The sequence below is a fragment of the Pseudomonas sp. EMN2 genome, assembly GCF_009650555.1.
GTDB classification, from domain to species: domain Bacteria; phylum Pseudomonadota; class Gammaproteobacteria; order Pseudomonadales; family Pseudomonadaceae; genus Aquipseudomonas; species Aquipseudomonas sichuanensis.
In genome coordinates this window covers 1-19,425 of sequence record NZ_VZZR01000065.1, presented here as the reverse complement: position 1 = coordinate 19,425, position 19,425 = coordinate 1, and the positions used below count along the sequence as shown (strand labels likewise).

At 65.7% G+C, this 19,425-nt stretch carries 14 protein-coding genes; 6 read left to right on the top strand and 8 right to left on the bottom strand.

Annotation, left to right across the window (positions count from 1 at the left end; genetic code table 11):
• The first annotated feature begins 86 nt into the window (after window positions 1-86).
• The 3 genes from F6X61_RS19135 (at window position 87) to pgm (ending at window position 5,705) form a co-directional block, all read left to right on the top strand.
• Entirely contained in the window at window positions 87-1,736 is a 1,650-nt protein-coding gene (locus F6X61_RS19135; protein ID WP_153787944.1) for a VRR-NUC domain-containing protein, read from the top strand.
• Window positions 1,733-3,988: an ATP-dependent DNA helicase gene (locus tag F6X61_RS19130; protein WP_153787943.1), complete on the top strand. Its 2,256-nt coding sequence runs from the start codon at window positions 1,733-1,735 to the stop codon at window positions 3,986-3,988. Before F6X61_RS19135 ends, F6X61_RS19130 begins: the two co-directional genes overlap by 4 nt.
• A 79-nt stretch (window positions 3,989-4,067) precedes the next feature.
• The gene (gene pgm, locus F6X61_RS19125) at window positions 4,068-5,705 is read left to right on the top strand and encodes a phosphoglucomutase (alpha-D-glucose-1,6-bisphosphate-dependent) (protein ID WP_153787942.1); all 1,638 of its coding nucleotides are present in this window, start codon (window positions 4,068-4,070) and stop codon (window positions 5,703-5,705) included.
• 162 nt (window positions 5,706-5,867) lie between these two features.
• On the opposite strand, the gene F6X61_RS19120 is transcribed toward pgm, so the two are convergent.
• From F6X61_RS19120 to F6X61_RS19095, 6 genes are all read right to left on the bottom strand, one after another.
• A complete protein-coding gene (locus F6X61_RS19120) occupies window positions 5,868-7,448 on the bottom strand; it encodes an aldehyde dehydrogenase (NADP(+)) (RefSeq protein ID WP_153787941.1) in 1,581 nt (526 codons plus the stop codon).
• Window positions 7,449-7,599: 151 nt separating this feature from the next.
• Window positions 7,600-9,153 carry a galactarate dehydratase gene (gene garD, locus F6X61_RS19115; protein WP_153787940.1) on the bottom strand — a complete coding sequence of 518 codons (1,554 nt, stop codon included), beginning with the start codon at window positions 9,151-9,153 and terminating at the stop codon, window positions 7,600-7,602.
• A gap of 79 nt (window positions 9,154-9,232) precedes the next feature.
• On the bottom strand, window positions 9,233-10,588 hold the full coding sequence (locus F6X61_RS19110; RefSeq protein ID WP_153787939.1) for an MFS transporter: 1,356 nt from the start codon (window positions 10,586-10,588) through the stop codon (window positions 9,233-9,235).
• A 135-nt stretch (window positions 10,589-10,723) separates the two neighbouring features.
• Window positions 10,724-11,641, bottom strand: coding sequence for a 5-dehydro-4-deoxyglucarate dehydratase (gene kdgD / locus F6X61_RS19105; RefSeq protein WP_153787938.1), 918 nt, complete (start codon window positions 11,639-11,641; stop codon window positions 10,724-10,726).
• 598 nt (window positions 11,642-12,239) lie between these two features.
• Complete coding sequence (locus F6X61_RS19100) at window positions 12,240-13,049, bottom strand: gamma-glutamyl-gamma-aminobutyrate hydrolase family protein (protein WP_153787937.1); 810 nt, start codon at window positions 13,047-13,049, stop codon at window positions 12,240-12,242.
• Between the two features lie 288 nt (window positions 13,050-13,337).
• A complete protein-coding gene (locus F6X61_RS19095; protein ID WP_153787936.1) occupies window positions 13,338-14,213 on the bottom strand; it encodes a helix-turn-helix domain-containing protein in 876 nt (291 codons plus the stop codon).
• A gap of 127 nt (window positions 14,214-14,340) precedes the next feature.
• On the opposite strand from F6X61_RS19095, the gene pobA reads away from it, so the two are divergent.
• Window positions 14,341-15,528, top strand: a complete 1,188-nt coding sequence (gene pobA, locus F6X61_RS19090; protein ID WP_153787935.1) for a 4-hydroxybenzoate 3-monooxygenase — start codon at window positions 14,341-14,343, stop codon at window positions 15,526-15,528.
• Between the two features lie 109 nt (window positions 15,529-15,637).
• On the opposite strand, the gene F6X61_RS19085 is transcribed toward pobA, so the two are convergent.
• Window positions 15,638-16,288 (bottom strand): ankyrin repeat domain-containing protein, encoded by a 651-nt coding sequence (locus tag F6X61_RS19085; protein ID WP_153787934.1) that lies wholly within the window; start codon window positions 16,286-16,288, stop codon window positions 15,638-15,640.
• Window positions 16,289-16,447: 159 nt separating this feature from the next.
• Between F6X61_RS19085 and F6X61_RS19080 the strand changes: the two genes are divergently transcribed.
• Complete coding sequence (locus F6X61_RS19080; RefSeq protein ID WP_110996210.1) at window positions 16,448-17,329, top strand: LysR substrate-binding domain-containing protein; 882 nt, start codon at window positions 16,448-16,450, stop codon at window positions 17,327-17,329.
• 9 nt (window positions 17,330-17,338) lie between these two features.
• Here F6X61_RS19080 and F6X61_RS19075 read toward each other — a convergent pair whose 3' ends face one another.
• Complete coding sequence (locus F6X61_RS19075) at window positions 17,339-18,163, bottom strand: aldo/keto reductase (protein ID WP_153787933.1); 825 nt, start codon at window positions 18,161-18,163, stop codon at window positions 17,339-17,341.
• A 215-nt stretch (window positions 18,164-18,378) separates the two neighbouring features.
• Here F6X61_RS19075 and F6X61_RS19070 point away from each other — a divergent pair, with 215 nt between their 5' ends.
• On the top strand, window positions 18,379-19,257 hold the full coding sequence (locus F6X61_RS19070) for a DMT family transporter (RefSeq protein WP_153787932.1): 879 nt from the start codon (window positions 18,379-18,381) through the stop codon (window positions 19,255-19,257).
• Window positions 19,258-19,425: the final 168 nt, after the last annotated feature.

Sequence of the window (19,425 nt, the reverse complement as noted above, 5' to 3'; positions counted from 1 at the left end):
TTTTGCTCGCGCGACCCACGGCACTTGCCTGGTCCTGGAGTCTGTATGTATAACCAGTATCCATTTCCCGCGCCCGATCCCGTACCGTGATTGCCCATTCCGTCGACGATCCCTTCTATTACCTGCACAACTTCCGCCAGGTGCTGAACTGGGTCGAACAGCGTTACACCGACCTGCTCGATGCCCACGAGCACGGGTTCATCCGCGCCTTCGCCGGCTTGCCGGTGCCTGCCCAGGCCCTGTTGGTACGCATGGTCATGCGCAAGGGTGAGCTGTTTCGCAGCGACAAACTGAACTACGACGAGATCGGCGATACCGACAGCGCCCTGGTCCCCTTGCTGGGCCTGGGCTGGGTCGATGCCGAGGCGCCGCTGACGCTGGAGCAGTTGTGGCCGCTGCTGCGCAAGGACGAGGCACTGCAGTGTTTTGCCGGGCAACTGGGCCGGCCCAAGGCGGGCAAGGCCGAACTGCTGGCGCAGTTGCAGGCCTTGCAACTGGCGCCGCGTTCGCTCGCCGCGTGGTACCCCGATTGCCCTGCACAGATCATCCACTGGCGCTTGCAGCCGCTGTGCGACCGCCTGCGCCTGCTGTTTTTCGGCAATCTCTACCAGGACTGGTCGGAGTTCGTCCTCGCCGACCTTGGGCTGCTGCGCTACGAGCAGGTGGCCTTCGCCGAAGACTCACGGGCCCTGCGCCAGCGCAGCGAGGTCGAGCTGGCCATGGCCCTGCACCAATGTGGCGAACGCCTGGAGCAGGGCGAGGCGCCCGCCACGCTGCTGGCGACGCTCGACGGGCTGGGCAGCGACAACCCCTGGCTGGCCCGGCGGCGTGCACGGTTGCTGTTCAATCTCGGGCAGCACTGCGAGCGCTTAGGCGAATGGGACCTGGCGCTGCAGGTGTATGGCGATTGCGCCCACCCCGAGGCGCGTATCCGCCAGGTGCGGGTGTTCGAGCGCAGCGAGCAGTGGCCGCAGGCGCACGCGCTGGCGGCCGACATGGCGGCGGCGCCGGCCAACCCGCTCGAGCGTCAGGCCCTGGAGCGCATGCTGCCGCGCCTGGCGCGCAAGCTTGGCGGGCCGGCGCAACCCCGTCGACGCAGCGATGCAGTGCAGGTGATCGAGCTGGAACTGCCGGCCGAGCTTGCGGTTTTCGGGGTGGAGGAGGCGGTCCGCCGGCATCTGGAACAAAGCGGCGGCGTGGCCCACTACGTCGAGAACACCCTGTTCAACAGCCTGTTCGGCCTGCTCTGCTGGGACGCCATCTTCGCCCCGTTGCCAGGGGCGTTCTTCCACCCGTTCCAGAGCGGGCCGCAAGACCTGCACGATGGCGACTTCCAGCAACGGCGGGCGGCGCTGTTCGAGCAGTGCCTGGGGCGGCTCGACGATGGCAGCCATGGGCAGGCGATCCGCGACTGCTTCAGCGCCAAGCAGGGCCTGCAGTCGCCTTTCGTGTTCTGGCAGATGCTCGATGAAGCGCTGCTCGAGCAGGCCCTGACGTGCCTGCCCGCCACGCACTTGAAAGCCTGCTTTGTGCGCCTGTTGCAGGATATCCGCAACAACCGCGCGGGCATGCCCGACCTGATCCAGTTCTGGCCCGACGAGGGGCGCTATCGCATGGTCGAGGTCAAGGGCCCGGGTGACCGCCTGCAGGACAGCCAACTGCGCTGGCTGGCGTTCTGCAAGGAGCACGGGCTGCCGGTGGTGGTCTGCCATGTGCGCTGGCAGTCGGCGCCATGAGCTACACGGTAGCGGTACGCGCGCTTTGCGAGTTCAGCGCCAAGGTGGGCGACCTCGACCTGCGCTTCACCCCGTCACCGACTGCCCAGGAGGGGATCGCCGGCCATCGCCGGGTGGTGGCTCGGCGTGCTGCCGGCTACGAGGCCGAAGTGGCGTTGGAGGGCGAGTACCAGGGCCTGCGTGTGCGCGGCCGCGCCGATGGCTACGACCCGGCAGGCAACCGCCTGGAGGAGATCAAGACCCACCGTGGCGACCTGGCCCGCCAGCCCGACAACCACCGCCAGCTGCACTGGGCCCAGGCCAAGGTGTATGCCTGGTTGCTGTGCCAGGCGCGGCAGCTGACGGACATCGAGGTGGCGCTGGTCTACCTGGATATCGACAGCGACAGCCAGACGGTTATCAGCGAGCGCCACAGCGCCGCCGATCTGCAGCAGTTCTTCGAAGCCCAGTGCCAGCGCTTTCTCGCCTGGGCAAGGGCTCAGGAGCAGCGCCTGGCCGAGCGCAACCGTGGCTTGCAGGCGTTGGCGTTCCCTTACCCCGAACTGCGCCAAGGTCAGCGCCAGTTGGCCGAAACCCTGTACAAGGCGGTGAGCACCGGCCGCTGCCTGATGGCCCAGGCCAGCACCGGCATCGGCAAGACCCTCGGCACCCTGTTCCCGCTGCTCAAGGCCGTGGTGCCGCAGCAGTTGGACAAGCTGTATTTCCTCACCGCCAAGACCCCGGGCCGGGCGCTGGCCCTGGATGCCCTGCGCCAGCTTACCGCTGACGGCACCCAACCGGCCCTGCGCACCCTGGAGCTGATCGCTCGCGACAAGGCCTGCGAGTACCCCGAAAACGCCTGCCATGGCGAGTCCTGTCCTTTGGCCAAAGGTTTCTACGACCGCCTGCCCGCGGCGCGTGAGGCAGCAGCGGCAGTGCCGTTGCTCGACCTCGCAGCCCTGCGCGAGGTGGCCCAGGCACACCAGGTGTGCCCGTATTACCTCGGCCAGGAAATGGCGCGCTGGGTCGACCTGCTGGTGGCCGACTACAACTACTACTTCGACGCCCATGCGCTGTTGTTCGGCCTGGCCCAGGCCAACCAGTGGCGCACGGCAGTGCTGGTGGACGAAGCGCACAACCTGGTCGAGCGCGGCCGGCAGATGTACAGCGCCAGCCTCGACCAAGGCCAGTTGCAGGCGCTGCGCCAGGCCAAGCCGGCGGGCCTTGGCAGCGCGCTGGATCGGCTCAACCGCCAGTGGAATGCGCTGTACAAGGCGCAAGTGGCGCCGTACCAGGCCGGCGAGCAGCTGCCCGATGGATTTCTGCGTGCGCTGGCGCAGTGCATCGGGCTGATCCAGGAGCGCATGAACCAGGCACCCGCCGAAGTGGAGCCCAAGGTGCTGGAGTTCTTCTACCAGGCATTGCAGTTCAGCCGTATCGCCGAGTTGTTCGATGAGCACTTCCTGTTCGATATCAGCCAGCGCAATGGTCCGCGCGGCCGGCGCCTGGCCACCCTGTGCCTGCGCAACGTGGTGCCGGCCCGGTTGCTCGGTCCGCGGATGAGTGCCGCGCGCAGCGTCACGCTGTTCTCCGCCACGCTCAACCCGCGGCACTACTACAGCGACCTGCTGGGCATGCCGGCCGACACCGCCTGGCTGGAAGTGGCCGCACCGTTTCGCGCCGAGCAGCTGGAAGTGCGCATCGTCAGTGAAGTGTCCACCCGTTACCAGCAGCGCCAGGCCTCGCTGGCGCCGATCGTCGAGCTGATCGCTGCGCAGTACGCGCGTCAACCTGGCAATTACCTGGCGTTTTTCAGCAGCTTCGAATACCTCGAGCAGGTCGCTCGGCTATTGGCCGAACGCCACCCCGGGCTGCCCCAGTGGCGCCAGGCGCCGGGCATGGACGAGGCCGGGCGCGAGGCCTTCCTCGCGCGGTTTGTGGCTGACGGGCAGGGCGTTGGTTTTGCCGTGCTCGGCGGTGCCTTCGGCGAGGGTGTCGACCTGCCGGGAACACGGCTGATCGGCGCCTTCGTCGCCACCCTGGGCCTGCCCCAGGTCAACCCGGTCAACGAGCAGTTCAAGCAGCGCCTGGGGCGTCAGTTCGGTGCCGGTTTCGACTACGCCTACCTGTACCCGGGTGTACGCAAAGTCATCCAGGCCGCCGGCCGGGTGATCCGTGGCGACCAGGACCGTGGCGTGCTGCTGCTGATCGACGAGCGCTTCGCCGAACCCCGGGTGCGGCAGATGTTTCCCCGTTGGTGGCGATACGCCTGAACGCGCCCATCGCCTGGCGTTGAAACTCCCAGTACACTTCGCGTTCCAACCCCAACATTCGTTGCTTTCGAGGTTTTGCATGACGCTCAGTCCTTTGGCAGGCAAGCTGGCTCCGGCCAGCGTGCTGGTCGATATTCCCCGGCTGTTGACCGCCTACTACACCGGCCGCCCCGACGCCGCCGTGGCGGCCCAGCGCGTGGCCTTCGGCACCTCGGGGCACCGGGGCAGCTCGTTCGAGCTGAGCTTCAACGAGCATCACGTGCTGGCCATCACCCAGGCCATCTGCCTGTACCGCCAGGAAAAGGGCATCGACGGCCCGCTGTTCATCGGCGCCGACACCCACGCGCTGTCCGCCCCGGCCGCCGCCAGCGCGCTGGAAGTGCTGGCCGCCAACGGCGTGCAGGTACGGCTGAGCAAGGACGACGAGTACACCCCAACGCCCGCGGTGTCCCACGCCATCCTCTGCCACAACCGTGGCCGTACACAGCAACTGGCTGACGGCATCGTCATCACGCCGTCGCACAACCCGCCACAGAGCGGCGGCTTCAAGTACAACCCACCCAATGGCGGCCCGGCCGACAGCGACGTGACCAAGTGGATCGAGGCCAAGGCCAACGAACTGCTGGCGGCCAACCTGGCCGGGGTCAAACGTATGGACTACCAGCAGGCACTTGAGGCCGCGACCACCCAGCGGCATGACTACGTGAGCAGTTATGTCGCCGACCTGGAAAACGTCATCGACTTCGACGTGATCCGCGGCGCCAACCTGCGCCTGGGCGTCGACCCGCTGGGCGGTGCCGGAGTGCGCTACTGGTCGGCCATCGCCGAGCGCTACCAGCTGAACCTGGAAGTGGTGAACACCGAGGTCGACCCGACGTTCCGCTTCATGTGCGTCGACTGGGACGGCCAGATCCGCATGGACCCGTCCTCGCCGTATGCCATGCAGGGCCTGATCGGCCTGCGCGAGCGTTTTGACGTGGCCTTCGCCTGCGACCCGGACCACGACCGCCACGGCATCGTCACCGCCGACGGCCTGCTGCAACCGAACAACTACCTGGCCGTGGCCATCGACTACCTGTACCGCAACCGCCCGCAGTGGCGCAAAGACGCGGCCGTCGGCAAGACCGTGGTCTCCAGCGGCCTGATCGACCGCGTCACTGCCGCGCTGGGCCGTGAGCTGTACGAAGTGCCGGTGGGCTTCAAGTTCTTTGCCCCGGGCCTGTTCGACGGCTCCTTGGGCTTCGGTGGCGAAGAAAGCGCCGGTGCCTCGTTCCTGCGTAAGGACGGCTCGGTCTGGGCCACTGACAAGGACGGCCTGATCCCGGCCTTGCTGGCCGCCGAGATGACCGCCCGTACGGGCCGTAATCCGAGCCAGATCTACGCCGATCTCACCGCAAAACTGGGCAAACCCTTCGCGACCCGTGTCGAGGCCAAGGCCGACCTGCGGCAGAAGGCGGCGCTGAGCAAGCTGGCGCCGGAGCAGGTCAAGTCCACCGAGCTGGCCGGTGAGCCGATCGAGCAGATCCTCAGCCATGCCCCGGGCAACAACCAGGCCATCGGCGGCCTGAAAGTGATGACCGCCAACGGCTGGTTCGCCGCGCGGCCGTCCGGCACCGAGGACATCTACAAGATCTACGCCGAAAGCTTCATCGACGAGGCGCACCTCAAGCGCCTGGTGGAAGAAGCCCAGGTGCTGGTGGACGCGGCGATCGCCTGATCGCCAACGCTGCTGGATCTAAACCAATGGGGCTGCTCCGCAGCCCTTCGCGGGTAAGCCCGCTCCCACAGAATTTGCGCTTGCAGTACCTGTGGGAGTGGGCTTACCCGCGAAGGGCCGCAGAGCGGCCCCATTTGATTTATCTGCATTGCATCCAGCTGATCAGATCGCCGCGTCGCTCCACTGGCCATTGACCAGGCGGCGCAGCCCCAGCGGGTTGCCGTCGCGCAGGGCTTCAGGCAGCAGCGCCTGCGGGTAGTTCTGGTAGCACACCGGGCGCAGGAAACGGTCGATGGCCAGGGTGCCGACCGAGGTGCCACGGGCATCGGAGGTGGCCGGGTAAGGGCCGCCGTGGACCATTGCATCGCACACCTCGACACCGGTCGGGTAACCGTTGACCAGGATGCGGCCGACTTTCTCCTCCAGCAGCGGCACCAGCCAGGCGAAGGCTTCGAAGTCCTCCGGCTCGCCAATCAACGTGGCGGTGAGCTGACCACGCAGGCCGAGCAGGGCGGCGCGCAGTTGCTCGTTGCCGGTGACTTCCACGGCCACGGTGGTCGGGCCGAACACTTCTTCCTGCAGCAGCGGGTCGGACTCCACCAGCAGGCGGGCGTCGGCCTTGAACAGCTGGGCGCGGGCCTGGCTGCCTTCTTGGGCCTGGCCGGCCAGGTGCTGGATGCCGGCGTGGGCGTGCAGGTGTTCCAGGCCGCCAACGTAGCTGCGCAGGCCGCCCGCATTGAGCATGGTCTGGCCGGCCTGGGCGTCCAGGTGCTGGCCGAGGTCAGCCAGCAGTTGGCTGAACTGCGGCGATTGCAGGCCGATGACCATGCCCGGGTTGGTGCAGAACTGGCCTGCACCCATGCATACCGAACCGGCCAGCTCACGGGCGATGGCCTCGCCACGCTTGGCCAGGGCGCCTGGCAGGATAATTACCGGGTTGATGCTGGACATCTCGGCGAATACCGGGATCGGCTGCGGGCGTTCTGCGGCCATGCGGCACAGGGCGTCACCGCCTTTGAGCGAACCGGTGAAACCGACGGCCTGGATAGCTGGGTGCTTGACCAGCCATTCGCCGACACCGCCACCGAAGACCATGTTGAACACGCCCTTGGGCATGCCCGTGCGTGCGGCGGCGCGCTCGATGGCGCAGCCGACCAGGTCGGCGGTGGCCATGTGGCCGCTGTGGGCCTTGAACACCACCGGGCAACCGGCGGCCAGGGCGGCGGCGGTGTCGCCACCGGCGGTGGAGAAGGCCAGCGGGAAGTTGCTGGCACCGAACACCGCCACCGGGCCGACGCCGATGCGCATCTGGCGCAGGTCGACCCGTGGCAGCGGCTGGCGCTCGGGCAGGGCCAGGTCGATGCGTGCGCCAAGGTAGTCGCCGCGGCGCAGCACCTGGGCGAACAGGCGCATCTGGCCGCTGGTACGGCCGCGCTCGCCCTGGATGCGGGCGGCGGGCAGGGCGGTTTCACGGCAGACGATGGCGACGAAGCTGTCGTCCAGCTCGTCAAGCTCGGCGGCGATGGCGTCGAGGAATTCAGCGCGGCGTGCCGGGGGCAGTTGGCGGAACTCGGCGAAGGCAGCCTTGGCGGCGTTGGCGGCCTGGTCGACTTCGCTTTCGGTGGCTTGGGCAAAGCTGTAGGGCAGGGCTTCGCCGCTGGTGGCGTCCAGGCTCTGCAGGCGCTGGGTGCCGGCGGCGCTGCGTTGGCCTGCGATGAAGTTGTGGCCGAGGATCTCAGGCATGGGGTGCTCCTGTAGTCGCTGAAGGAAGAGTGCTATTGGGGCAGGTTTGCTTGGCCGCTGTGGGAGCGGGTTTACCCGCGAAACAGGCGACACGGTGCATGGCACCGGCTTCGCCGGTGTTCGCGGGTGAACCCGCTCCCACAGGGGCGCATCAGGTAATCGGGGCCGGGTTGAACAGGGTGATGTCGTTGTGCAGCCCGTGTTGCTCGGCCCAGGTCTGCTTGCGGCCGCTGGCCACGTCCAGGTAATAGCGGAACAGCTCCCAGCCCAGCTCCTCGATGCTCGAGCGGCCGGTGGCGATGCGCCCGGCGTCGATGTCGATCAGGTCGGGCCAGCGCTGGGCCAGCTCGGTGCGGGTGCACACCTTGACCACCGGCGCCATGGCCAGGCCGTAGGGCGTGCCGCGCCCGGTGGTGAACACGTGCAGGTTCATGCCGGCGGCCAGCTGCAGGGTGCCGCAGACGAAATCGCTGGCCGGGGTGGCGCAGAAGATCAGGCCCTTGCGCGTCACCCGCTCGCCCGGGCCGAGCACGCCCTGGATGGCGCCGCTGCCGGACTTCACGATCGAGCCCAGGGACTTCTCGACGATGTTCGACAATCCGCCTTTCTTGTTGCCCGGCGTGGTATTGGCGCTGCGGTCGGCGGCGCCCTGTTGCAGGTAGCGGTCGTACCAGTCCATCTCGCGCACCAGCGCTTCGGCCACCTCTGGCGTTTCGGCGCGGGAGGTGAGCATGTAGATGGCGTCGCGCACTTCGGTGACTTCCGAGAACAGTACCGTGGCCCCGGCGCGCACCAGCAGGTCGGCGGCATAGCCCAGCGCCGGGTTGGCGGTGATGCCGGAAAACGCATCGCTGCCGCCGCACTGCATGCCGAGGATCAGCTCGCTGGCCGGTACCGTCTCGCGGCGGCGCTGGTCGAGTTTTTTCAGACGGGTTTCGGCCAGTTGCATGATCTGCTCGATCATCTCGACGAAGCCCAGCGAGGCGTCCTGCAGGCGATACAGCCACGGCTCGCTGAGGTCCACCGAGGGGTCGCCTTCGTGCATCACCTGGCCGGCCTGGAGTTTTTCGCAGCCCAGGCTGATCACCAGCGCTTCGCCGCCCAGGTTGGGGTTGCGCGCCAGGTTGCGCACGGTGCGGATCGGGATGTAGGCGTCGCGGGCGTTGATCGCCACGCCGCAGCCGTAGCTGTGGGTGAGGGCGACCACGTCATCGACGTTGGGGTACTTGGGCAGCAGCTCGGTGCGGATGCGCTTGACCGCGTGATCGAGCACACCGGTCACGCACTGCACGGTGGTGGTGATGCCGAGGATGTTGCGGGTGCCGACGGTGCCGTCGGCGTTGCGGTAGCCCTCGAAGGTGAAGCCTTCGAGGGGCGGCAGGGCGGCGGGCACGGCGTCGCAGCGCGGCAGGCTGTCGAGCTCGGGCGCGGCCGGCATGTCCAGCTGATCTTCCTTGACCCAGCTGCCTTGCCGCAGCAATTCGCGGGCATAGCCGATGACCTGGCCGTAACGGCGCACAGGGGCACCGGGCTGGATATCGACGGTGGCCACCTTGTGGCTCTGCGGCACGCCTTCGACCAAGGTCAGGCCGTCGGCGAAACGGGCGCCTTCGCCCAGGCCGCCGTCGTTCACCACCACCACGACGTTGTCGTCATCGTGCAGGCGGACGTAGCGGGGCGACTCGGAATGTTCGATCAACTGCATGGTCAGGCCCTTCTGGTTATTTCTCTCAGGCGTTCATACGGCCGCTGGCGCCACATGCACGGGCGCCGGGGGCTTTCACTCAGTGGCGCGAACCTGCAAGTTCAGCGGTTGGCGCGGGTTCTTCCTTTGGGCCGTCCTTGAGCTCGATGCGCTTGATCGGGCCGACGATCACCAGGTAGCTGAACACCGCCACCAGGGCGTTGGCGCCGACGTACACCAGCGCCCACTTGAACGAACCGGTAGCACTGATGATGTAGCCGATGACGATCGGTGTGGTGATCGAGGCGATGTTGCCGAAGGTGTTGAACAAACCACCCGACAGGCCGGCGATCTGCTTGGGCGAGGTGTCGGCCACCACGGCCCAGCCCAGCGCGCCGATGCCTTTGCCGAAGAAGGCCAGGGTCATGAAGCCCACCACCATCCATTCGGCGTCGACGTAGTTGCAGAACACCATGGTGGTCGACAGCAACAGGCCACAGACGATCGGCAGCTTGCGCGAGAAGGTCAGCGAGTTGCCGCGGCGCAGCAGCCAGTCCGACAGCACACCGCCGAGCACGCCACCGATGAAACCGCAGATCGCCGGCAACGAGGCGATGAAACCGGCCTTGAGAATGGTCATGCCGCGTTCCTGCACCAGGTACACCGGGAACCAGGTGAGGAAGAAGTAGGTGATGGCGTTGATGCAGTACTGGCCCAGGTACACGCCCAGCAGCATGCGGCTGGTCAGCAGCTGCTTGATGTAGCCCCATTTTGGACCGTCGTTGCCGCGCTTCTGGTCCATGTCCACCAGGCCGCCGTTGTTCTCGATGTGCTCGAGTTCTTCGGCGCTGATGCGCGGGTGCTGGCGCGGGTTGTAGATGGTCTTCATCCACACTGCGGAGAACACGATGCCCAGGGCACCCATCACCACGAACACGTGCTCCCAGCCAAAGGTGAACACGATCCAGCCCATGATCGGGGCGAACAGGGCGGTGGCGAAGTACTGCGCCGAGTTGAAGATCGCCGAGGCGGTGCCGCGCTCCTGGGTTGGGAACCAGGCCGCAACGACACGGGCGTTACCCGGGAACGACGGGGCTTCGGCGAAACCGACCAGGAAGCGCAGGGTGAACAAGGTCACGACCGCCCAGGCCACCGGCAGACCGCCGACGAAACCTTGCAGCAGGGTGAACAGCGACCAGGTGAAGATGCTGAAGGCGTAGACGTTCTTCGAGCCGAAGCGGTCGAGCAGCCAGCCACCGGGGATTTGCCCGGCCACGTAGGCCCAGCCGAAGGCGGAGAAGATGTAGCCGAGGGTGACCGCGTCGATGCCAAGGTCTTTTTGCAGGCTGGAGCCGGCGATGGCGATGGTGGCGCGGTCGGCGTAGTTGATGGTGGTCACCAGGAACAGCATCAACAGTATCAGGTAGCGCACATGCGTCTTTTTCGTCGCTTGCATGCTGCTTACTCCCACTAGTTATTTTTGTGCGGGCTTTCAGATTGTGTTTGGCGCCAGGGCAGGGCGCTGGACCGCGTTGCGGCCCATTGCCGACAAGCCGGCCCCTGTGGGAACCGGTTTGTCGGCGATCGGGGCTTACAGCGTCTGTGGCCCCATCTTGTCCATCAGCGCGGCGAGCATCTCGTACTCTTGCGCGGTCAGGTCGGTCAGCGGCGTGCGCACCGGGCCTGCGTCGTAGCCGGCGATCTTGGCACCGGCCTTGACGATGCTCACGGCGTAGCCGGCCTTGCGGTTGCGGATGTCCAGGTACGGCAGGAAGAAGTCGTCGATCAGCTTGCCGACGGTGGCGTGATCGTCACGGGCGATGGCGTGGTAGAAGTCCATCGCGGTCTTGGGCACGAAGTTGAACACCGCCGAGGAGTACACCGGCACACCGAGGGCCTTGTAGGCGGCAGCATACACCTCGGCGGTGGGCAGGCCACCCAGGTAGCTGAAACGATCACCCAGGCGGCGACGGATCGACACCATCAGCTCGATATCGCCCAGGCCATCCTTGTAGCCGATCAGGTTCGGGCAGCGCTCGGCGAGCTTTTCCAGCAGGTCGGCATTCAGGCGGCAGACGTTGCGGTTGTACACCACCACACCGATGTTCACTGATTTGCACACTGCTTCGACGTGGGCGGCAACGCCGTCCTGGCTGGCTTCGGTGAGGTAGTGCGGCAGCAGCAGCAGGCCTTTGGCGCCCAGGCGCTCGGCTTCCTTGGCGTATTCGATGGCCTGGCGGGTCGAGCCGCCGACACCGGCGAGGATCGGTACCGAGGTGGCGCAGGTGTCGACTGCGGTCTTGATCACCTGGCTGTACTCGCTGGCGGCCAGGGAGAAGAACTCACCGGTGCCGCCGGCGGCGAACAGTGCGCTTGCGCCATAGGGGGCCAGCCATTCCAGGCGCTTGACGTAGCCGGCAGGGTTGAAGTCGCCCTGGGCGTCGAAGTCGGTGACCGGGAAAGACAGCAGGCCGTGGGAGAGGATGGATTGCAGTTCTTGTGGAGTCATTGTTGTAGGCATCCTGTGGCGCTTGGGTGAAGGGTGTTGTTCTGCGTTGGAGGTAAGTTATCGTACAACTTGCGCGATGACTAGTCCCCCTCGGGCAGATTTTTTGAGTTGGGGTGTTCGCCTTCAGGTGTTTGTTGGCTGGGAGATCGAGCGCCGCCCGAGCGGCGCATCGCTGGCAAGCCAGCTCCCACAGTTTGTTTCGGGCCAATTATTCCTGTGCAAGTACCGGCGCCTGCCTTGGTGCATGCCTCGAGTCATGTGGGGCGGCGGCAACGCCCACGCTGAAACCGCGTCGTACCAACAAGGCGGACAGTGATGAACTTGTAGGAGTAACTGGCCCGAAACAGATGTGAGAGCTGGCTTGCCAGCGATGCGCCGCGCGGGCGGCGCTCGATCTCACAGGCGCAGAAGATCTTACGACAATCACTTTGTAGTCATCGTATCTCTATGCAGGAGGCAGGAAAAAAAGATCGCGGAGACAGGCACAAGCCCGCCGCCCGCTTCCACGGGAAGTGTTCTGGGACCAGCAGAGGGTGACCGGGGAAACGGGGGCGACCTTGCGCCGCCCCGCGATCAAAGCTAACGAAGCTTTGCTGGATCAGGCTGCCTGATGGCGCTTGACCTGTGACTTGCGGACCTGGGCGCGGCACGCGTCGCCGAAGGCCTGGAACATCTTGATCGAGTCAGGGTTCTTAGCCGCCTGCCACTCAGGGTGCCACTGCACCGCGAACAGGAAGGGCGAAATGCTCGGTGCGTGGATCGCCTCGACCAGGCCGTCTTCGGCATGGGCAATCGGCTCGATACCGGCGCCCAGTTTGCGCAGGCCCTGGCCGTGCAGCGAGTTGACGCGGATCTCGTCGGTACCCAGGGTGTCGTGCAGCCAGCTGCCCGGCTTGATCTTCACCCCATGCACCGGGGCGTATTGCACTTCGACCGGATCTTCCGGGTTTTCCCGGTGGTCGTTGAAGCCAGGCTCGGCGTAGACCTTCTGGTAGATGTCGCCGCCCAGGGCCACGTTGATTTCCTGCATGCCACGGCAGATGCCGAAGATCGGCAGGCCACGCTTGATAGCCGCCTTGACCAGCGGGATGTCGAACAGGTCGCGGTTCTGGTCCTGGCCCTTGCCGGGGGTCTGGTTCTCCTGGCCGTACAGGGCCGGGTCGATGTTGCTGCCGGCACCGGTCAGGTAGACGCCGTCGGCCATGTCCAGGTACGTCTCGAGGTCGTCGCTGCCGCAGCAGGTGGGGACCAGCACCGGGACGCAACCGGAGAACTCGACCAGCGGGGTGATGTATTTGTGGGTCATGACCTGATAGTCATGGCCTTTGCGCTCTTGGCTGCCCATGGTCATCAGGACGACGGGTTTGCGCAGGGAAGGTTGCTTGTTGCCAATGTTGCTGTTGGACATATGTCACCTTGGGACAGGTCTTGCCTGTCGTTGTTGTGCAGGCGCACGGCGGGGCCATGGGTGCAGCCTGTAGCCTCGAGCACTGCCGGCTCGCCTCAGGGGCGATGCCGGTCGGGGCATGACTGATAGCTTGCCAGAGCCGTTCGATATGTCAAACGAGTGGCAGGGCGCCGAGGCGCCGTTTTTCGGGGGCTTGAAGGTCTCGGAGCCTTGGGTGACAAGGGTTTGGCGGGGGTTTTGGTCAATAATATTTAACGACGCAGTTGGCTCTTTGCGTGGCTGCAATGATTATTCACTTTGCGTGGCGCGGCGGTAGGCGTTGGGCGTATGGCCGCTCAATCGCTTGAAGAAGCGGGCGAAGTAGGTGGGGTCGCTGAAACCCAGGCTGTCGGACAGCTGGCCGATGCTCATGCGCGTGTACGACAGGTTGCGCCGGGCTTCGAGCAGCAGGCGCTGGTGCACCACCTGCAGTGCGGTCTGGTTGGCCAGGGCGCGACACAGCTGATTGAGCTGCAGGCTGCTGATGCCCAAACGCGCGGCATAGGTTTCCACGGCCAGGTGCTCGCGGTAGTGCGCCTCCACCAGGCGTAGATAGCGGCCAAGCAATTGTTGCTCGCGCTCGCCACGGGTGCGCGGGGCACGGTCCTGCTGCTGGCGGCTGATCCACACCATCAGCGCGGTGACCAGTGCTTGCAGCATCGCCGCCCGTGCCGGGGCGTTGTCCTGGTATTCCTGTTGCAGCGTGTCGATCAACGTGTGCAGGCGCAGGCGGTCCTGGCCCAACGGATAGCAGCCGGGCGCGGCCAGTACGCTCAATGGCGCGCCCAGGCGTTGCTCGAGGTCGGCCACCAGCGCCGTGCCGAAGGTCAGCACATGGCCCTGGATATCGGCACTGAAACGAAAGCCATGCACGGTCAGCGGCGGTACCACCTGGATCGCCGCCTGGCGGATCACGCTGCGCTCGCCCTCGATCTGCACCTGCGCCTCGCCGCGCTGCACGTACAGCAGCTGGAACAGCTCGGCGTGGCGGTGCGCCTTGATCTCCCAGTGGTGCAGGCGGCTGCGTGCCGGGATCGACTCGCAGTGCAGCAGGTCGGTGTCGGGCCAGGCGTGGTTTTCGCCGTAGAGCTGGAACAGCGGAACGCCGGAAAGAGGGCTGGGCATGGTCTTGTCCGTTAATCGAACGATTTTTGTAAAAGTGCAGGTTTTATAGCGGATAACACACTTTTTCGGCCTGAAACGCTCGTAAAAATGCAGAGGAGAACCGTAACAGCACAAAGAGACAACAACAATGAAGACTCAGGTTGCAATCATCGGCGCAGGCCCGTCCGGCCTGCTGCTGGGCCAATTGCTGCACAAGGCCGGCATCGACACGCTGATCGTCGAGCGCCAGACCCCCGACTACGTACTTGGGCGCATTCGCGCCGGGGTGCTCGAACAGGGCACCGTCGATCTGCTGCGCGAGGCCGGGGTCGGCGAGCGCATGGACCGTGAAGGGCTGGTCCACGAAGGTGTCGAACTGCTGGTCGGTGGCCGTCGCCAGCGCCTGGACCTCAAGGCGCTGACCGGTGGCAAGACAGTAATGGTCTACGGCCAGACCGAGGTCACCCGTGACCTGATGCAGGCCCGCGAGCAGAGCGGGGCGCCGATCATCTATTCAGCCAGCAAGGTGCAGCCCCATGACATCGACGGCGCGCGGCCCTACCTGACGTTCGAGAAGGATGGCCAGCCGCAGCGCATCGACTGCGACTACATCGCCGGCTGCGACGGCTTCCACGGGGTCGCCCGGCAAAGCATTCCCGAAGGTGTGCTCAAAACCTACGAACGGGTCTACCCGTTCGGCTGGTTGGGGCTGTTGGCCGATACGCCGCCGGTGAACCATGAGCTGATCTACGCCCACCACGAGCGCGGTTTCGTGCTCTGCAGCCAGCGTTCGCAGACCCGCAGCCGCTACTACCTGCAGGTGCCGCTGCAGGAGCGGGTCGAGGATTGGTCGGATGCGCGCTTCTGGGGCGAGCTCAAGGCGCGCTTGCCGCAAGAGGTGGCCGAGCACCTGGTGACGGGCCCGGCCCTGGAAAAGAGCATCGCGCCGCTGCGCAGCCTGGTGGTCGAGCCCATGCAGCATGGCCGTTTGTTCCTGGTCGGTGATGCCGCGCATATCGTCCCGCCCACGGGTGCCAAAGGCCTCAACCTGGCGGCCTCGGACGTGAACTACCTGTACCGGATCCTGCTCAAGGTGTACCGCGAAGGCCGTACCGACCTGCTGGCCCAGTATTCACCCATGGCCTTGCGCCGGGTGTGGAAGGGCGAGCGTTTCAGTTGGTTCATGACCCAGTTGCTGCATGATTTCGGTGAGCATCAGGATGACTGGGACCGCAAGATGCAGGAGGCTGACCGTGAGTATTTCCTCAGCTCCGAGGCGGGGTTGGTGAATATTGCCGAGAACTATGTGGGGTTGCCGTTCGAGGTAGTGGAGTAACGGGCCGGATCAGCGCTGCTCCAATGGCTTGAAGTCGACGCGGCCGCTCCTACAGCTTCCGTGCAGTACATGTGGGAGCCGGCTTGCCGGCGATTGGGCCTACAGCGAATCAACGCGCCAGCAGCACCTCCATTTCCCTATACCCCCGCTGGCGCGCATGCTCCAGCGCCGTCACCCCATCCTTGTCGGCAATCGCCGGGTCGGCCCCGGCCGCCAGCAGCCGGCGCACGATCTCCACATGGCGCGGCCCACCATCGCCGAGGATCACCGCCTCCAGCAGCGCGGTCCAGTGCAGGCGGTTGAGGTGGTTCACTTCGACCCCGGCATCGATCAGCAACTGCACGGTCTGCACATGGCCGCGCTCGGCCGCCGGAATCAGCGCGGTGCCGCCATAGCGGTTGGTACTTTTCAGGTCGGCGCCATGGGCGAGGGTAAGGCGCAGTATTTCGTCGAGGCCGCGGGCTCCGGCATACAGGTAGGGGCTGTCGTGGATGTTGTCCTTGGCATTGACGTCGGCACCCGCCTCGATCAGTACCTGCGCAGCGGCGACCTGGTTGGCGTGGGTGGCCACCAGCAGCGCGGTCTGGCCTTGGTCGTCACGGGCATCGAGGGTAGCGCCCTGGGCGAGTGCCTGGCGGATGGCGGGCAAGTCGCCAAGGCGGGCGGCATCGATCAGGCGGGTATTCATGGGCAGGCTCTCGGCGTGAGCGGCAAGGCTGGTGAGCAGGGCCAGCAGCAGGGTGGCAATCGGCAGGCGCATGGTCTGGGTTTCCTGGCAGGACGAGCGCTCATCCTAGGTAACTGCGCGTGGCGCCAGAAGTGAATTTTCTGGATGCCAGGCAGTGGATTTGCGCATGGTTGCCGGGCGTGGAGGGGCGTGATAGAAGTCAGGCTTGTCATTCAGAAGTCGAATACCAAGATGTCCATCAGCGTTAAATCGAATAGAGCCCTGTTCGACCTCGACCTGCTGCGCGCCATTGTCGTGGTGGCCGATTGCGGCAGTTTCACCACTGCGGCGGCGCGCCTGCATTCCACCCAATCGACCATCAGCCAGAAAGTCCGCCGCCTCGAAGAAATGGTCGGCCACCGCCTGTTGGTGCGCGGTAACCGCGACGTGTTGCCTACCGATGCCGGCCAGACCCTGCTGGGTTACGCCCGGCACATGCTGGCGCTGAACGACCAGATGCTCGAAGCGCTGGCCGGGGCCATGGTCGGCATGACCGTGCGCCTGGGCGTGCCGGAGGACTTCGTTGGCGGGCGCACCACCAATGCACTGTCGGCCTTCAGCCGGCGCCACCCGCAGGTCAAGCTGGAGGTCACCAGCGGGCTGTGCCGCGACCTCAGCCAGGCCTACGACAACGGCGAGCTCGACCTGGTGCTGCTCAAGCAGCGGCGCAACAGCCGCGAAGGCGTGGCCTGCTGGCCAGAGCGCCTGCAATGGATCGACAGCGCGCGGATGCCGGCCTTCGAACTCGACCCGGTGCCGCTGGTGACCTTCCCGCCGCGGGGCCTGTACCGCGACGACATGATCAGCGCCATCGAGGGCATGGGCCGGCGCTGGCGGATCAGCTTCACCAGCTCCAGCCTCAGCGGCATCCAGGCGGCAGTGGCAGATGGCATGGGCATCAGCCTGCTGCCACCGCGGGCGGCGACCCGCGAGCACCGGGTGCTGGGGGGCGAGCAGGGTCTGCCGGAGGTGGACAGCTACGAGATCGTGATCGTGCACCGGCCCACGGCCGATGTGATGGTCAAGGCGTTGGCCGAGGTGCTCACCGAGCTGCTGGCGGTGCAGGCGATCTGAAGGGGATGTTCAGCTGTTCCACTGCGGGGCGAAGTCCGGGCTGACCAGGCGCCGGTCCTTCGCCAGCGCGGCGATGCGTGCGCGGTCCTCATCATCCAGTCGCAGGTCCAGCGCCGCCAGGTTGGCCAGTTGGTTTTCACGGCTGCTGGCTTTCGGGATCACTGCCACGCCGGATTGCTCAAGCAACCAGGCCAAGGCCACTTGGCTGGGCAGCACGCCGTGTTTGTCGGCGATGGTGCGGATGGCCGGTTGTTCGGCAGCCTGGCCACGTGCCAGCGGGGTGTAGGCGGTGAAGGCCAGGCCATGCTGGCGAGCGAACTCGAGCAGCGGCGTCTGGTCGAGCAGCACGTGGTACTCGACCTGGATCGCCGACAGCGGGGCATCCAGTTGTTCGATCACCTGACGCAGCAGCCCGAGGGGGAAATTGGCCACGCCGATGCAGCGCGCCTTGCCTTCGTCGCGCAGCGCCACCAAGGTCTCGATGCTGCGCGCCAGGTCCCAGTCCTTGCCCGGCCAGTGGATATGGAACAGGTCGACCTGCTCGGTGCCCAGGGCGCGCAGGCTGTCTTCCAGGGACTGGCGCATGGCCTGGGGGGCGAGGCGGTCCCACCAGACCTTGGTGGTCAGGTGAATGGCCTCGCGCGGTACGCTGCTGTCACGCAGGGCCTGGCCGACGGCGGCTTCGTTGTTGTAGGCCGTGGCGGTGTCGATATGCCGGTAGCCCAGCTCCAGCGCCTGGTGCACGGCGCGGGTGCACTCGGCGCCGGTCATTGGCCAGGTGCCCAGGCCGATGGCAGGCATGTCGAGGCCGTGGCGAGTGGTGAGCCTGTGCATGGCGGTACTCCTTGTACTGAGGGAAAAAGGTGGACGGCCATGATCGGCCATCGGCGAATGGCTGCCAGTGGGCGCAGGGGGAAAGTGGTCGATCAGCGAACGAAATGTACCGGGCAGTACAGAAGCCTGGGCCCAGGCAATGTTCATCGCCCGGGATCTCTTCTAGAATCCGCGGATGCCCGGGCGCAAGGCCGGGGCCACCGCTCGAGAGCCCCATGAGTTCCAGTACGCCGCTGTCCGGAGTCAACCAGCCGCTGCGCGGTATCACCCTGGTGGTGGTGGCCACCTTCCTGTTCGCCGGCCACGACGCGTTGTCGAAATTCCTCGGCGGTATCTACCCGATCATCATGGTGGTGTGGGCCCGTTACCTGGTGCATACCCTGCTGATGGCGGGGATCTTCCTGCCCAAGGCCGGCATGGCGGTGCTGCGTACCCGGCGCCCGTTGTTGCAGACCCTGCGCGCCTTGAGCCTGCTCAGCACCAGCCTGTTGTTCACTGCCGGTTTGCAGTATTTGCCGTTGGCCGAGGCGACGTCGGTCAACTTCCTGGCCCCGGTGCTGGTGACCGCGTTGTCGGTGCCGCTGCTCAAGGAGCGGGTCACGGCGGGCCAGTGGGCGGCGGTGGTGATGGGGTTTGTCGGGGTGCTGGTGGTGGTGCATCCGGGCGGGGCGATGTTTACCCCGGCGATCCTGTTTCCGCTGGGGTCGGCGCTGGGGTTCTGTTCGTATCAGTTGCTGACGCGGGTGCTGGCGGCCCATGACAGCCCGACCACCAGCAACTTCTATGCGGGGTTGTGCAATACCTTGGTGCTGAGTGCGTTGGTGCCGTTTTTCTGGCAGGTGCCGCAGTGGCAGCATGCGTTGTTGATGCTGGCGCTGGGGGGGTGTGGGATGACGGCACATCTGCTGCTGACGCAGGCGTTCAGGTATGCGGCGCCGGCGCTGTTGGCGCCGTTCAGTTATTGCCAGATTGTGTTTGCGGGGTTGTTGGGGGTGGTGATTTTTGGGCAGGTGCCGGATGGGATGAGTTTGGTGGGGATTTCGGTGATTTGTTTGAGTGGGTTGGGGGCGGCTTGGATGCAGCGGCGCAAGTAGGGGTGGAGTTTGGAGGTTGTTGCAGTTATTGCTTAATGGTTTCAAGTTTCTTGGGTTTTGTTATCTGTTGGTTTTGATAGTTGTATGTGTATTCATTTGTGATGTCGACGCGTAGTCACCTTTCCGCCCTTACGGCGGGTTACTTTGGTCTTGGCCAAAGTAACCAAA

Coding starts and splice junctions, on each gene's coding strand:
- F6X61_RS19130 (WP_153787943.1), top strand. CDS start 1,733: ATGAGCTACACGGTAGCGGTACGCGCGCTTTGCGAGTTCAGCGCCAAG.
- pgm (WP_153787942.1), top strand. CDS start 4,068: ATGACGCTCAGTCCTTTGGCAGGCAAGCTGGCTCCGGCCAGCGTGCTG.
- F6X61_RS19120 (WP_153787941.1), bottom strand. CDS start 7,448: ATGCCTGAGATCCTCGGCCACAACTTCATCGCAGGCCAACGCAGCGCC.
- garD (WP_153787940.1), bottom strand. CDS start 9,153: ATGCAGTTGATCGAACATTCCGAGTCGCCCCGCTACGTCCGCCTGCAC.
- F6X61_RS19110 (WP_153787939.1), bottom strand. CDS start 10,588: ATGCAAGCGACGAAAAAGACGCATGTGCGCTACCTGATACTGTTGATG.
- kdgD (WP_153787938.1), bottom strand. CDS start 11,641: ATGACTCCACAAGAACTGCAATCCATCCTCTCCCACGGCCTGCTGTCT.
- F6X61_RS19100 (WP_153787937.1), bottom strand. CDS start 13,049: ATGTCCAACAGCAACATTGGCAACAAGCAACCTTCCCTGCGCAAACCC.
- F6X61_RS19095 (WP_153787936.1), bottom strand. CDS start 14,213: ATGCCCAGCCCTCTTTCCGGCGTTCCGCTGTTCCAGCTCTACGGCGAA.
- pobA (WP_153787935.1), top strand. CDS start 14,341: ATGAAGACTCAGGTTGCAATCATCGGCGCAGGCCCGTCCGGCCTGCTG.
- F6X61_RS19085 (WP_153787934.1), bottom strand. CDS start 16,288: ATGCGCCTGCCGATTGCCACCCTGCTGCTGGCCCTGCTCACCAGCCTT.
- F6X61_RS19080 (WP_110996210.1), top strand. CDS start 16,448: ATGTCCATCAGCGTTAAATCGAATAGAGCCCTGTTCGACCTCGACCTG.
- F6X61_RS19075 (WP_153787933.1), bottom strand. CDS start 18,163: ATGCACAGGCTCACCACTCGCCACGGCCTCGACATGCCTGCCATCGGC.
- F6X61_RS19070 (WP_153787932.1), top strand. CDS start 18,379: ATGAGTTCCAGTACGCCGCTGTCCGGAGTCAACCAGCCGCTGCGCGGT.